The 13,125-nt window shown below is 33.7% G+C and carries 13 protein-coding genes; 4 read left to right on the top strand and 9 right to left on the bottom strand.

Annotated features, from left to right (window positions below; genetic code table 11):
* Window positions 1-5: 5 nt before the first annotated feature.
* From YWA_RS0110780 to YWA_RS0110755, 6 genes are all read right to left on the bottom strand, one after another.
* Window positions 6-353: an Hpt domain-containing protein gene (locus YWA_RS0110780; RefSeq protein ID WP_022828523.1), complete on the bottom strand. Its 348-nt coding sequence runs from the start codon at window positions 351-353 to the stop codon at window positions 6-8.
* Window positions 354-965: a fumarylacetoacetate hydrolase family protein gene (locus tag YWA_RS0110775; RefSeq protein ID WP_022828522.1), complete on the bottom strand. Its 612-nt coding sequence runs from the start codon at window positions 963-965 to the stop codon at window positions 354-356.
* A 69-nt stretch (window positions 966-1,034) separates the two neighbouring features.
* Window positions 1,035-1,406: a four helix bundle protein gene (locus tag YWA_RS0110770; RefSeq protein WP_022828521.1), complete on the bottom strand. Its 372-nt coding sequence runs from the start codon at window positions 1,404-1,406 to the stop codon at window positions 1,035-1,037.
* A gap of 65 nt (window positions 1,407-1,471) precedes the next feature.
* On the bottom strand, window positions 1,472-2,242 hold the full coding sequence (locus YWA_RS0110765; protein WP_022828520.1) for a 3'-5' exonuclease: 771 nt from the start codon (window positions 2,240-2,242) through the stop codon (window positions 1,472-1,474).
* 445 nt (window positions 2,243-2,687) lie between these two features.
* Window positions 2,688-3,995, bottom strand: coding sequence for a dihydrolipoamide acetyltransferase family protein (locus tag YWA_RS0110760; RefSeq protein ID WP_022828519.1), 1,308 nt, complete (start codon window positions 3,993-3,995; stop codon window positions 2,688-2,690).
* 76 nt (window positions 3,996-4,071) lie between these two features.
* A complete protein-coding gene (locus YWA_RS0110755) occupies window positions 4,072-5,196 on the bottom strand; it encodes a glycosyltransferase family 2 protein (RefSeq protein ID WP_022828518.1) in 1,125 nt (374 codons plus the stop codon).
* Window positions 5,197-5,330: 134 nt separating this feature from the next.
* On the opposite strand from YWA_RS0110755, the gene YWA_RS0110750 reads away from it, so the two are divergent.
* Window positions 5,331-7,181 carry a CocE/NonD family hydrolase gene (locus YWA_RS0110750; RefSeq protein ID WP_022828517.1) on the top strand — a complete coding sequence of 617 codons (1,851 nt, stop codon included), beginning with the start codon at window positions 5,331-5,333 and terminating at the stop codon, window positions 7,179-7,181.
* Between the two features lie 664 nt (window positions 7,182-7,845).
* Here YWA_RS0110750 and YWA_RS0110735 read toward each other — a convergent pair.
* The gene (locus YWA_RS0110735) at window positions 7,846-8,064 is read right to left on the bottom strand and encodes a hypothetical protein (protein ID WP_022828514.1); all 219 of its coding nucleotides are present in this window, start codon (window positions 8,062-8,064) and stop codon (window positions 7,846-7,848) included.
* Window positions 8,065-8,330: 266 nt separating this feature from the next.
* Between YWA_RS0110735 and YWA_RS0110730 the strand changes: the two genes are divergently transcribed.
* Both YWA_RS0110730 and YWA_RS0110725 read left to right on the top strand, forming a co-directional pair.
* Window positions 8,331-10,193, top strand: coding sequence for an ABC-F family ATP-binding cassette domain-containing protein (locus YWA_RS0110730; RefSeq protein WP_022828513.1), 1,863 nt, complete (start codon window positions 8,331-8,333; stop codon window positions 10,191-10,193).
* 60 nt (window positions 10,194-10,253) lie between these two features.
* Entirely contained in the window at window positions 10,254-10,763 is a 510-nt protein-coding gene (locus tag YWA_RS0110725) for a hypothetical protein (RefSeq protein ID WP_022828512.1), read from the top strand.
* A gap of 142 nt (window positions 10,764-10,905) precedes the next feature.
* Here the strand turns inward: YWA_RS0110725 and YWA_RS0110720 are convergent, their stop codons facing one another.
* Window positions 10,906-11,319: a type II toxin-antitoxin system VapC family toxin gene (locus YWA_RS0110720; RefSeq protein ID WP_022828511.1), complete on the bottom strand. Its 414-nt coding sequence runs from the start codon at window positions 11,317-11,319 to the stop codon at window positions 10,906-10,908.
* Entirely contained in the window at window positions 11,319-11,558 is a 240-nt protein-coding gene (locus tag YWA_RS0110715) for a DUF6364 family protein (protein ID WP_022828510.1), read from the bottom strand. The genes YWA_RS0110720 and YWA_RS0110715 overlap by 1 nt, the downstream gene beginning before the upstream one ends.
* A gap of 306 nt (window positions 11,559-11,864) precedes the next feature.
* Between YWA_RS0110715 and YWA_RS0110710 the strand changes: the two genes are divergently transcribed.
* On the top strand, window positions 11,865-13,121 hold the full coding sequence (locus YWA_RS0110710; protein WP_022828509.1) for a BamA/TamA family outer membrane protein: 1,257 nt from the start codon (window positions 11,865-11,867) through the stop codon (window positions 13,119-13,121).
* Window positions 13,122-13,125 lie beyond the last annotated feature (4 nt).

The following is a 13,125-nucleotide window of genomic DNA, read 5'->3' as shown; positions in this document are numbered from 1 at the left end:
GTGTTTTAATGTAAATTGAAATCTTTTCTTATTTCCTTAACCGCTTTTTCAATGTGGTGTTCCAAACTTTTATACGTGTCTTTTATTTCCTTCTTCTTGCCTTTTTCACGGGTCCAGTTTTCAATACAAAGATTCTCTTCATAAGCAATTGTCATCCCTAATAAATCGAGAGATGGCTTCATTTTATGCGAAAAGCTATAGGCTTCTGAATGTTTTTTCTCCTTAATTGCCGCAATCATTTCTGACAAATCACTCGGCACGTCGCGTACGAATAACTTTAAAAGTTCAACCACAAATTCAGTATCGTTATCTGAAATTTCGTGCACTTTTGCTAAATTGTAGTGTAATGCCATTTATTTAACTTGTATTCTAAAGATTGATTCTCCTTCAATGAAACCTTCTAAAACGTCATTTGTATTTACTTTAGCAACACCTTCTGGCGTTCCTGTAAAAATAACATCTCCAATTTTTAACGTAAAATATTGCGAAACATAAGCGATTAACTCATCTATTTGCCACAACATATTTGACGTACATCCTTTTTGAACCGAAGTTCCATTATTGGTTAATTCAAAATTAATCGAATTTAATGATTCAAACTTCTCTTTGGGTAAAAAATTTCCAATTACTGCCGAACCGTCAAATGCTTTCGCTTTCTCCCAAGGCAAGCCTTTTTCTTTCAATTTTGCTTGCAATTCTCTTGCAGTAAAATCAATACCCAAACCGATTCCGTCGTAATATTTGTGTGCAAATCTCGGCTCAATGTGCTTCCCTACCCTATTAATCCGAACTAAAATCTCCACTTCATGGTGAATGTCGTCCGAAAAATCAGGAATAAAGAAAGGCATGTTTTTAGGCAAAATTGCCGTATCCGGTTTCAAGAAAACAACCGGCTCCGTTGGACGTTCATTTTGCAATTCCTCGATGTGTTTGGTATAATTTCTACCGATGCAGATTATTTTCATGATGTTTAAGTTTTCAGTCGCGGTTTTCAGTCGCAGTCTATAGTCGTAATTTCAGTTTTCAATTCTCTTTCATTTTGGTGTACATCCAAATTTTTCAGGATTATTGATCATATAATTAATTAATTTTCCCACTTCTGCAGCTTTCTGCGTAAAATCTTGATGGATTTCTAATGAGATATAGTTGCATTCAAAAGAAAAATCCAACCACACAGAAGTTTCAGAATTTTCTCCATCACAATCCGTTAATTTACTAATAAAGTGATTGATATATCTTCTTTTTCGATAAGCTTCCGCCATATTTGCACATACACTTCTTGATGATCTTCTAATTTGATCTGTCAATGCAAATTTTTCTTCTTTTGGAAAAGAATCAGTACTTTTCTTAATTTCCATAGCCAATGAAAATGCTTTTTTATAAGCCAATAAATCTTTAAAATCCATAAAAATACTTTCTATTATTACTAAAATTTAGCGACTGTGACTGAAAACTGCGACCGTGACTGAACCTATTTCGTATTTAACTTCCTCAATTTAATAGCAGTTAAAACTTTCTTAGTGTAAAGTGGGAAATCAGCGTTTTGAATCCAACTGAAATAACCAGGCTCGGTTTCTAAAATATCATTTACTTTCTTTCCTTTATTTTTTCCAAAGCTAAATGCTTCGTCACCATCTTTATCTACGATTATAAACCCGGCAAAATCGGCTGTTTTTTTACGAGTCGTATATTCTGAAAGTGATTTCATGTCCTGAGGTAAATCATCGTAGCGATCAAACTGCGACTTTAAGATTTCATACGTTGCCATTGTATCGGCTTCTGCGGAATGCGCATTTTCCAAAGTTTCTCCACAATAGAATTTATATGCAGCTGCTAAAGTACGCTCTTCTTTTTTATGAAAAATTGTTTGAATGTCTACAGAAACTCTATTTTTCATGTCAAAATCGACTCCAGCTCTTAATAATTCTTCCGCTAATAATGGAATGTCAAATCTGTCAGAATTAAAACCTGCTAAATCTGAATCTTTAATCATGTTGTAAACCGCTGAAGCTAATTCGGCAAATGTAGGTTCATTAGCTACTTTTTCATCCGAAATCCCGTGAATTGCAGTTGTATCTGCTGGAATTGGAATAGTGGGATTTACGAGCCAAGTTTTACTTTCCTTATTTCCGTTTGGATAAACTTTAAAAATGGCGATTTCAACTATTCGATCCGTTGTAATGTTAATTCCTGTGGTTTCGAGGTCAAAAAAGCAAATTGGTTTCGATAATTTAAGTTCCATTTAGATTGTTTTATTAGGTTTACAAATATAGCGGTTTAGATTTGTTTGCTTTGCTAATTTTGTTTTAAAATCGGTTTTGAATTGACAGTATTTCAACTTTAAATTTCCTTTTGCAAAATCGTTTTAAGAGATTAAAAAACCATTAAGGCACTAAGAAACATTAAGACTTAATTTTCTTAATGCCTTAATGATTTAAAAAATAGCTGATGTTGATCAGAAAACTTAATTATTATTTTTAAAGCCCAAAGACAAAAGAAGCCGAAAGATTTTAGTTTAGCCCCGATAGGAGGGAAAATCCTCCTGATTTTTCATCAGGAGATTTGGAAGGAAAGCGGGAATATGGATTAAAAAAGAAACTACCGATTTGCTGCAAATAAAAAACCCAACACTTTTCAGCGATGGGTTTGTATGATTTTTGAACCTGAAACGAGTTCACATTCTAAAATTAGTAATCTCTATTTACGTCAAACGCTTCCAAATATTCAGCTACACGTTTTACAAAACTTCCTCCTAAAGCACCATCCACGACTCTGTGGTCATAAGAGTGCGATAAGAACATTTTCTGACGGATTCCGATGAAATCGCCTTCTGGAGTTTCAATAACTGCCGGCACTTTACGGATGGCTCCAAGAGCAAGAATCCCAACCTGTGGCTGACTGATGATTGGTGTTCCGAAAACGCTACCAAAAGTTCCGACGTTTGTAACGGTATACGTTCCGCCTTGTGTATCGTCTGGTTTTAGTTTTCCTGCTTTTGCACGTCCACCTAAATCATTAACGGCTTTTGCCATTCCCACTAAATTCAACTGGTCTGCGTTTTTAATTACAGGCACAATTAAATTCCCGTTTGGTAAAGCAGCTGCCATTCCAAGGTTGATATTTTTTCTTTTGATGATGTGATCGCCATCCACAGAAATATTCATTCCTGGGAAATCTTTCAATGCTTTCGCAACGGCCTCCATCATGATTGGTGTAAAAGTTAGTTTTTCACCTTCACGTTTTTCAAAGGCTCCTTTTACTTTATCTCTCCATTTTACGATGTTCGTTACATCGACTTCGATGAACGATTGAACGTGAGCCGAAGTTTGAATTGACGCGACCATGTAGCCAGCAATCAATTTTCGCATACGGTCCATCTCAATGATTTCGTCGCCACCATTAACTGAAACTGGTGCTGATTTAGCAGCCGCTATCGGTTGTGGAGTTGAAGCTTTTTGTTGAGCAACTGGTGCCGCAACTGGCGCTTTAGTTATATTTTTCTGGTCAGAAATGTAATTTAAAATATCATCTTTAGTCACGCGACCGTCTTTTCCTGAACCTGCAATTGCTTCTAATTGAGCAACTGAGATACCTTCTTCTTTAGCAATATTTTTTACTAAAGGTGAAAAGAATTTGTCAGAATCATTAAAATTTGTTGGCGCTACAGTTTCCTTTGCAGTTTCTACTTCTTTTTCAATAGTAGCAGCTGCTGCAGTAATTTTGGCTGACGGTGCTTCTGTCGATGCTTCTCCACCTGCAACTTCAATTATTGCAATGGTTTGCCCCACTTGAACTACATCGTCCACTTGAAATAAAATTTCTGTAAGTATTCCTGAAACCTCTGATGGCACTTCTGAATCTACTTTATCAGTGGCAATTTCAAGTACCGCTTCATCTGCTTCAATAGCATCGCCGACGTTCTTAAGCCAGTTGGTAATTGTTGCTTCTGCAACGCTTTCTCCCATTTTAGGAAGTTTCAATTCAAACTTTGCCATATATGTAAACTAAAGTTGTGTTTTTAATTCTTGATTGCAAAATTAGTGATTTTATCTTCATTTTATAAAGAATGCACTAATTTTTTATGTGTATAATTTCTCCTCTATCGATTGAATTATTACTTCCTATTGCATATTTCGAATCAGGAATATAATTCTTAAATGTTAAATTTTTGCTTTTATTCAAATTCATAAAATTAATGAGGTCTTTGTAAGTTACTGAATTTGTGTCAAAAATGATTTCAATATTGGAATTTGTATCATTTTTAAAGTGCGAAAAATCAGTTAGCGTTTTGTGTTTTTTAGGCAAATTCAATTTTAAATCTTCTTTCGAGAAAATAATGTATTCGTTAATTTGTCGCTTCGATTCAGTCGCTTGATTCTTTTTGATTTTTGTAAAAACAAAAGCACCAACTTTCATTAAATAATCAAATGCAATTGACTTCTTAAAATGTTTTTTATAAAAAAATTGCATTGCTTCTTGAAAGCGTTTCATATATTTTTCGTCCCGAACCGTACTTTCGCCTTTGTAATGAATCACAGTGGTTTCGTGGAAATAATAGTTGTATTTTCCCTTTTGCAAAACCATATAACTCAAGTCGATATCATCCGAATACATGAAGCAATTTTCATCAAAACCGCCTATTTCATCATACAACGCTCGTTCCATAATCATAAAAGCACCTACGAGAATTTCGACTTTTCCCGATTGATTTTCGGATATATGTTGGGCATAATATTTCCCAAAAAAATCAGAAATTTTGTACAATCCGAATATTTTTGTGACCGCAACCCAAGGAGTTGGAATGCCGCGTTTGGATTCCGGGAGAAAATTTCCTGTTCCGTCGATGAGTTTGCAACCGATGATTCCATTATTTAGTTGCCAGTTATTAGTGTTCAGTATTTTAGAAAACGTATCTTCCGCAACAACGGTATCGGGATTTAAAATGCACAGATATTTTCCTTTTGCTTGTTTTACGCCAATGTTATTTCCCATTGGAAAACCCGTATTTTCTTTATTTTCAATTAAAATTACGTTTGGAAACAATCTTTTGATCATTTCACAGCTGTCGTCAGCTGAATTATTATCAATGACAATAATTTCCGCATCGAGTTCTGAAATTGCTTTCTGAACACTAATAATACATTGCTCTAAAAAATAGCGAACGTTATAATTGAGGATGATTACGGATAATTGCATAAAGCAAATATAACCGCATTTTTAAACAACTTAAAAATATCATAATAAAATATTAACGTAATTTGGCAAAAGAATTAAACCTAGTATCTTTCGACTGCTGAAATTAATTCAACAACGAAATTCAATCCTAATTTATGAAGCATATTTTACAAGCACTACTTTTGTTCGTTTCCCTTTCTGTTTTTTCGCAGACAAGTAGTAAAGAAAATTACGACAAGAAAGAAGTTTACATTCCAATGCGAGATGGAACAAAATTATTTACTGCAATTTACACGCCTAAAGATATTTCAAAGGATAAAAAATATCCAATGATAATGCAGAGAACATGTTACAGTATCGCACCTTATGGCGAAGAAAATTTTAAAAGGTCTCTAGGCCCCAATTCATTTTTAGAAAAAGGCAAGTACATTTATGTCTATCAAGATGTTCGCGGAAGATATATGAGCGAAGGTACTTTTACGAATATGACGCCACAAGTGGAACACAAAACCAAGAAAGACGTGGACGAAAGCACTGATACGTACGATACTGTGGACTGGTTAGTGAAAAATCTAAAAAACAATAATGGAAAAGTAGGTCAATACGGAACTTCCTATCCAGGATTTTATACAGCCGTTGGAACGATTTCTAATCATCCTGCTTTGGTTGCCTCGTCTCCACAAGCACCTATTTCCGATTTCTTCTTTGATGATTTCAGACATAATGGTGCTTTTTTAATGGGCTATTTTAGAACTTTCCCTGTATTTGGGGTACAAAAAACAAAAGCTGAAAAAGAAGGTTGGTACTCCGACCAAATGATAAAATCGACCTCAAAAGATGGTTCTATTTTCTATGGTGAATTAGGAACGTTAAAAGAGGGAGCCGACAAATATTATAAAAACAACTTTTTCATGCAAGAAATTATGGATCACCCGAATTACGATTCATATTGGCAATCTAGAAATCTGCTACCTCATTTGAAAGGTATTAATCATGCAGTGATGACTGTTGGCGGTTGGTATGATGCAGAAGACTTGGCTGGACCTTTAAACATCTACAAAACGATTGAAAAGAACAATCCAAAAGCGAAAAACACAATTGTAATGGGACCTTTTTCGCATGGCGCTTGGGGAAGAGAAACAGGAAAACATTTTCATAACGATATCTATTTTGGCGATAGCATTGCGACCTTTTATCAGAAAAATATTGAGTATAAATTCTTCCATCATTATTTAAAAGAAAACTCAAAAACTGCTGTTGCTTTACCAGAAGCCTATATGTTTGATACTGGAAATAAAGTGTGGAATGAATTCACGACTTGGCCACCAAAAGAAAGTACGAAATTAAACTTCTATTTGAGTTCCAACGGAAAACTAGACAAAGAGAAATCGCAGAAAACAGGTTATTCTGAATATTACAGCGATCCGAATAATCCGGTTCCAAGTAGCGTTAATTATTCAGATTTCAACGGATTTACGCCACGAAATTATATGAGCGAAGACCAACGTTTTGCTTTGAGTCGACCAGATGTTGTTAGTTTTACTACAGAATATTTAACCGAAGATGTGACTTTAGCTGGAGAAATTATGGCGAAATTAAAAATCGCTTCTTCCTCTTCTGATGCAGATTTTGTGGTAAAATTAATTGACATTTATCCTGCTGATGAACCTCAAAATAAAGACAAACCAAACGTGCTTTACGCGAATTACCACCAAATGGTGCGAAGTGAAATTATGCCATCTCGTTTTAGAAATAGCTTTGAAAAGCCTGAAGCTTTGACACCAAATCAAACAACTGAAGTGAATTTTAAACTGCAAGATGTTTTACATACGTTCAAAAAAGGTCACAAAATTCAAATCCAAATTCAAAGTTCTTGGTATCCTTTGATGGCAATTAATCCGCAGAAATTTTTGGAGAATCCGTTTTTAGCTACTAAAGAAGATTATACTAAAGCGTTTATAAAAGTTTTTGATGATAGTGTCATTGAGGTGGATGTAATAAAATAATGTGGAAAAGCTGTCTGAAAAGACGGCTTTTTTTATGCCAACTACTTTTGATTCAAAAAATACTTGAACAACCGATAAATTTAGAATTTTAAAATATTTGCCCAATTGAGAAGAAACAACAATGCAATAGTAATCGAACTACTAACAAATAATGCACCTTCCCAATAGTAGATATTAGTTCGCAAGCTTCGTTTCGACTTAACTTTGTATTTCTTTTTGAGATAGTTACTTGTAATTTTCCAGTAAAAAAAAGTAACCGTTAAAAAAAGTAAACCTGCTAGCATAAATAGTGTAGTGTGTTCCATTTTCTTAATTTTTAATTGATTACAGCCTACAAGATACAAAAATTGATTAATTATGTTATTAATTACTGTAACGATTTGGGATTTTGCTTATTGTTCCAAAATAACAAAAGTTCTATTTTTAATTCGTTCTCGATAACTTTATAGAATAGAGTGGTTTGTTTTGAAATTACAAATGAACAAGTATCGTACTTTTTTGAATAAATTCCGATTGTTGGTTTTTGGGATAAAGTTTCTAAAAAATCATAAACTAAACCTATGAATTTTTCAACTTCAATTATGTTCCATTTTCTAAATATAAAATCTAATTCTTCGTAATAGCTAATTTCAGCTTCGTGCAACTAAGAAATTTCATACATAACTTATGACAAATTAGATTTTGCTTTAACTTCCGCCATAACTTGAGTATGAGGTTTCCCTAAGCCTTTTGCACTTTCTTGTAGCGCTTCTTCTAAACGTTCTTTCACATGTGCTGGTAAATAGTCAAAAGCATCTACTTGTTCAGTTTCAGATTTTGATTTGTAAATCGTTTCAGGTTCGTTTACTTTTTTTTGCAAATTATTTTTTGATGGAGTTACCATAATGGTGGACTTTAAATATTAAATATACGAAAAAAAGACAGCCAAAAACTCCCACAAAAACGCAACAATCTCACTCTGATAACCCGGATTGCAGTGAAATCCTTTTCTCTTTTTTCTGTAAAGGAGAAAAGATTGGAACGGAAAGCCGGAATAAGGATTGCTGAAAAAGCCCGAGCCATTCGTTCCTAAAAATATAAAAAGGCGTTGCTAGAGAAAAGATTGGTTAATGCCTTGTAATGACTTACTTTTGCAAAAAATTTATTATTGTGAATTACCTTTCAGTCGAGAATATATCGAAGTCATTTGGAGAACGTACGCTTTTTAAGGACATTTCTTTTGGGATTAATAAAGACCAAAAAATTGCTTTTATAGCTAAAAATGGTTCGGGGAAAACGTCTATTATGAAAATAATTAATGGCGAAGACGAATCGGATACGGGAAATGTGGTGATTCGGAAGGATATTAAGATGGCGTTTTTGTCGCAGGACACGAATTTGCAAGAGGAATTGACGATTGAGGAAAGTATTTTTGCTTCGGATAATCCGATTTTAGATGTGATTCATCGGTATGAAAAAGCATTGGAAAACCCGGAAGATGAGGAAGCGTATCAACGTGCTTTTGACGGAATGGACGCTCATAATGCTTGGGATTTTGAAACACAATTCAAGCAGATTTTGTTTAAATTAAAGTTGGAAGATTTTAGTTTGAAGGTAAAAAATATGTCGGGTGGACAGAAAAAAAGACTTTCGCTAGCGATTGTTTTAATCAACCGTCCGGACTTGTTGATTCTGGATGAACCTACGAATCACTTGGATTTAGAGATGATTGAATGGCTGGAAAGTTATTTTGCCAAAGAAAATATTACGTTGTTTATGGTGACACACGACCGTTTCTTTTTGGAACGTGTTTGCAACGAAATCATCGAATTAGACAACGGAAAATTATACCAATACAAAGGAAATTACTCGTACTATTTAGAGAAAAAAGAGGAGCGAATTGCTTCGGAAAATTCGAGTGTGGATAAAGCGCAAAACCTGTTCAAGAAAGAATTGGAATGGATGCGTCGTCAGCCAAAAGCGCGAACTACAAAATCGAAATCGCGTCAAGATGACTTTTACGTGATTAAGGAAAAAGCGGAAAGCAGACGAAAAGAGAACCAAGTTGAGCTTGAAATCAACATGGAACGAATGGGAAGTAAGATTATTGAGTTGCACAAAATTTCGAAGAAATTTGGCGATAAAGTAATTTTGGACAACTTCAGTTTTGATTTTCAACGTGGCGAACGCATTGGAATTATTGGTAAAAACGGAACGGGAAAATCGTCTTTCTTGAATTTATTGACTGGAACGCTTCCGCTTGATAGTGGAAAAGTGGTGGTTGGTGAGACGATTAAAATTGGATATTACACACAAAGTGGTATCAATCCAAAACCGGGACAACGCGTTATTGACATCATTAAGGAATACGGCGAATATATTCCGTTGACGAAAGGGAAAATCATTTCGGCTTCGCAATTGTTGGAGCGTTTTCTTTTTGACAGCAAAAAACAATATGATTTTGTTGAAAAATTGAGTGGTGGCGAATTGAAACGTTTGTACTTGTGTACGGTTTTGATTCAGAATCCTAACTTTTTGATTCTGGATGAGCCAACGAACGATTTGGACATTGTAACTTTGAATGTTTTAGAGAGTTTTTTGCTTGATTATCCGGGTTGTTTGTTGGTGGTTTCGCACGACCGTTATTTCATGGATAAGATTGTAGATTACCTTTTTGTATTTAGAGGCGAAGGTGTTGTCGAGAATTTCCCTGGAAACTATTCGGATTTTAGAGCCTATGAAGACAGTGCTGATGTGCAACAAAAAGAAGACAATAAGGCTGATAAAAAAGCATGGAAACAAAGTAATCCAACTGGAAATTTGACGTTCAACGAACAGAAAGAATACCAAAAATTGGAACGTGAAATCAAGGATTTAGAAATTGATAAAAGAAAAATTGAACTTTTGTTTTCTGATGGAAAAGTAGCAGATGCAGAGATTGAAGGTAAAGCTAATGAACTGCAATCTATTATTAAGAAAATGGAAGATAAGGAAGAAAGATGGTTTGAGTTGAGTGCGAAGATGGAGGAATAGGTTTTTTTTACACGAATTTCACAGATTTTCACAGATTCGAAAGGTCGACAAAAGATATAAATGGAAAAATATTTAAAACAATTAATTTCGATAAAATTTGAGGATAAGAAGTTAATTTCTAGAGGCTTTCTTATTGGTTATTCTTCTGAATGGATTCTTTTGAAAAGTAATCCAGTTGATTATGTTATCGACGGTTATGTTATTTTGAGAAATAAAAACATCAAAACTATCAGTCGATATGAAGCGGAAATATTTACTGAAAAAGTAATAAAGCTTAAAGGTTTTGAAATTGAAGATAGAGATATAATTCCACTTATTAATTTAACTTCAATTTTAAATTTTCTAAATGACAAATATGAAGTTTTTCAAATAGCCACTAAACGTGAAAAGGCTGTATATTTAGGTAAACTTATTGAAATTAGTGAAGAAGAATTAAAAATTGATTTTTTAGAAACTAGAGGAGCTTTTGGTGGAGAAATGAGTTTTAATCCAAATAAAATAAGAGTTATTGAATTCGATACAGATTATATAAATTCATTAAAACTTGTTATAAATGATAATAAAGAATAATGGCAAGTTTTACTAATAAAAACAGCAATGGATTTACTATCCTTTAGGAAATTTCATTGATTTTACGAGTTTTTGAATATTGATCAAATCTATTAAAAAGACTTGAAACCTTACCTTCAAAAACCAAATACAAAAAATCTCATTAACCCCTTTTACTCAAATATTCTCCAGCTGTCATAACAGGAATTTTCGAATTTATAAAATCTTTTTTGTTTCGAGTAATTATGATATCAGCTTCGTTGTCCATGGCTATAAAATACTGCAAACCATCTTCGAAATCTTTAAAATCGGATGCTAAAGCTAATTCGATGGCTTTGTCTTCTAATGAAAGAATGGTTACTAATACCTTAAATTTTGACAAGTATTTCTTTGCGTCAACTTCTTTATGATGTCTGACAATAGAATAATAGGCGTTTGCAAAAGTTAATGAAGAGATGAAAAGATTCACTTCTTTTTTGTCGCCAAGTGTGAATAAATCTTGGGCTTCTTTGTAAAAAGGTTCCCGTTTCGCCAAAAGGTCGATAACTATATTTGTATCTATAAAAATATTTTCCATCAGGAATATTTTTGGTCAATATAATCTCTGTAATCGTTTTTCTCATCATATTCAGATGGAATAATTCCAGTCAAACTCTCGACTAAAGGACTAACGGTTGACTTACTTTTTGAATTTCTCGTAAGCGAATTAAGATAGTTTTCAATAAGTTTTGATAAGCTTACACTTTGACTTTTAGCATATGTTTTCGCTTCTTCAATTATTTCTTTATTAAGATTTAATGTCAGTTTTGTATTCATAATAAAACATTTTAAATTACACGTGTAAATATAATAATTAATCACGTATGAAATTAAAAAAATGGCAATTCTTACACACCAAATTTTCGTTTGATACTTTTTAAATCTTTTGTTTGATACTTTTTACAATAGTATTGTGAAATTATTTTAAAATGTAAGTAGCACAATAATCCGATAGCAGATAATAGAAAAATCATTACCCCTTCTAATTCCCAACCAATCCTATAACCATTTCCCTAAATTATATAAATTTATCTAACCACATTTCGATTATATTTGTCCAAATTTAAGACATAACTCTACCTTATGAATTTTACAAATACTCTGCAATCCAAAATCATATTGGTATCTTTATTATTTCTTTCATCATTTGCTTTTTCGCAAGAGGAAAATACAGCACCTGCCAAAGATTCGATTCCCTACGTAACTTTATACGACTTGTTTAAAAAGAAAGAAAATCGTGTGGACGAGCCGGAATCACTTACCAACTTTATCATTTTGCCAACCATTGGTTTGCAACCTGCAAGCGGGTTTACGGGAGGTTTTATCAGTCAGTATAGTTTCAGAGAAAAAATGGAAAATAAAATTTCGTTGATTGCAGGAGGTGCTTCTTACAGTACCAAAAAGCAAATTTTGACGTATTTAAAAAACAATATGTACCTGAAAGACAATACTTATTTCTTGACTGGCGACATTCGGTACTATGTTTTTTCGCAGTCTAATTATGGTTTAGGTTCGGATATTGTTCCTTATGGTGATGCTTTCGACAACTTCAGTTATGAAGATATCGAAGAGCCGATGAAGTATAATTATTTTAAATTCCACCAAACGGCAAACTATAAAATTATTGAAAATGTGTATGCAGGATTGGGCATTCACATTGACAGTTATGATAGTATTGACGACGAACTTTTAGATGTTGCCAATGGAGAACTGACTGAACATTACAAATATTCTCAAGCTTACAGATATAACGACAAACATTACACCGTTGCCGGAGGAAGTTTAAATTTGATTTACGATGGTCGCGATAATTTGATAAACACAAATTCCGGGCTTTATGTAAATTTAAGTTACCGTTTCAATCCTGAACTAAATACATCGCAACAAAACAGCACGACGTTGACTTTAGATTCCCGCTATTTTATTCCTTTGAGCAAATCTAATAAACAACACGTTTTGGGATTTTGGACGTATGGACAATTCTTGACAAGCGGAAATTTACCTTATTTAAATTTACCCGCAATTGGTTGGGACCAAAACAGCCGAAGCGGAAAAGGATATACACAAGGTTTGTTTCGAGGTGCGAATCTGATTACTTTCGAAACAGAATACCGTTTTCCGATTATGAAAAACCAATTGATTAGCGGAACTGTTTTTGCAAACGCAACTTCTGCAAGTGACGTGGAAGGAAATTTGCATTTATTCCATACTTTTCAACCCGCAGTTGGTGTAGGATTACGCATTTTATTGGATAAAAATACGTTAACTAATTTCGTGATGAATTTTGGTTTAGGACGTGATTCTAAAACCTTCTACTTCAACGACGGCGAAGGATTTTAAGCCT

The organism is Flavobacterium antarcticum DSM 19726, from assembly GCF_000419685.1.
GTDB lineage: Bacteria > Bacteroidota > Bacteroidia > Flavobacteriales > Flavobacteriaceae > Flavobacterium > Flavobacterium antarcticum.
Note: the sequence above shows the minus strand (reverse complement) of the source record. Positions and strands in the feature narration are given on the sequence as shown.

What these genes read in the sequence shown, in the direction of transcription:
- YWA_RS0110780 (WP_022828523.1), bottom strand. Translation starts at nt 353, where the DNA reads ATGGCATTACACTACAATTTAGCAAAAGTGCACGAAATTTCAGATAAC.
- YWA_RS0110775 (WP_022828522.1), bottom strand. Translation starts at nt 965, where the DNA reads ATGAAAATAATCTGCATCGGTAGAAATTATACCAAACACATCGAGGAA.
- YWA_RS0110770 (WP_022828521.1), bottom strand. Translation starts at nt 1,406, where the DNA reads ATGGATTTTAAAGATTTATTGGCTTATAAAAAAGCATTTTCATTGGCT.
- YWA_RS0110765 (WP_022828520.1), bottom strand. Translation starts at nt 2,242, where the DNA reads ATGGAACTTAAATTATCGAAACCAATTTGCTTTTTTGACCTCGAAACC.
- YWA_RS0110760 (WP_022828519.1), bottom strand. Translation starts at nt 3,995, where the DNA reads ATGGCAAAGTTTGAATTGAAACTTCCTAAAATGGGAGAAAGCGTTGCA.
- YWA_RS0110755 (WP_022828518.1), bottom strand. Translation starts at nt 5,196, where the DNA reads ATGCAATTATCCGTAATCATCCTCAATTATAACGTTCGCTATTTTTTA.
- YWA_RS0110750 (WP_022828517.1), top strand. Translation starts at nt 5,331, where the DNA reads ATGAAGCATATTTTACAAGCACTACTTTTGTTCGTTTCCCTTTCTGTT.
- YWA_RS0110735 (WP_022828514.1), bottom strand. Translation starts at nt 8,064, where the DNA reads ATGGTAACTCCATCAAAAAATAATTTGCAAAAAAAAGTAAACGAACCT.
- YWA_RS0110725 (WP_022828512.1), top strand. Translation starts at nt 10,254, where the DNA reads ATGGAAAAATATTTAAAACAATTAATTTCGATAAAATTTGAGGATAAG.
- YWA_RS0110720 (WP_022828511.1), bottom strand. Translation starts at nt 11,319, where the DNA reads ATGGAAAATATTTTTATAGATACAAATATAGTTATCGACCTTTTGGCG.
- YWA_RS0110715 (WP_022828510.1), bottom strand. Translation starts at nt 11,558, where the DNA reads ATGAATACAAAACTGACATTAAATCTTAATAAAGAAATAATTGAAGAA.
- YWA_RS0110710 (WP_022828509.1), top strand. Translation starts at nt 11,865, where the DNA reads ATGAATTTTACAAATACTCTGCAATCCAAAATCATATTGGTATCTTTA.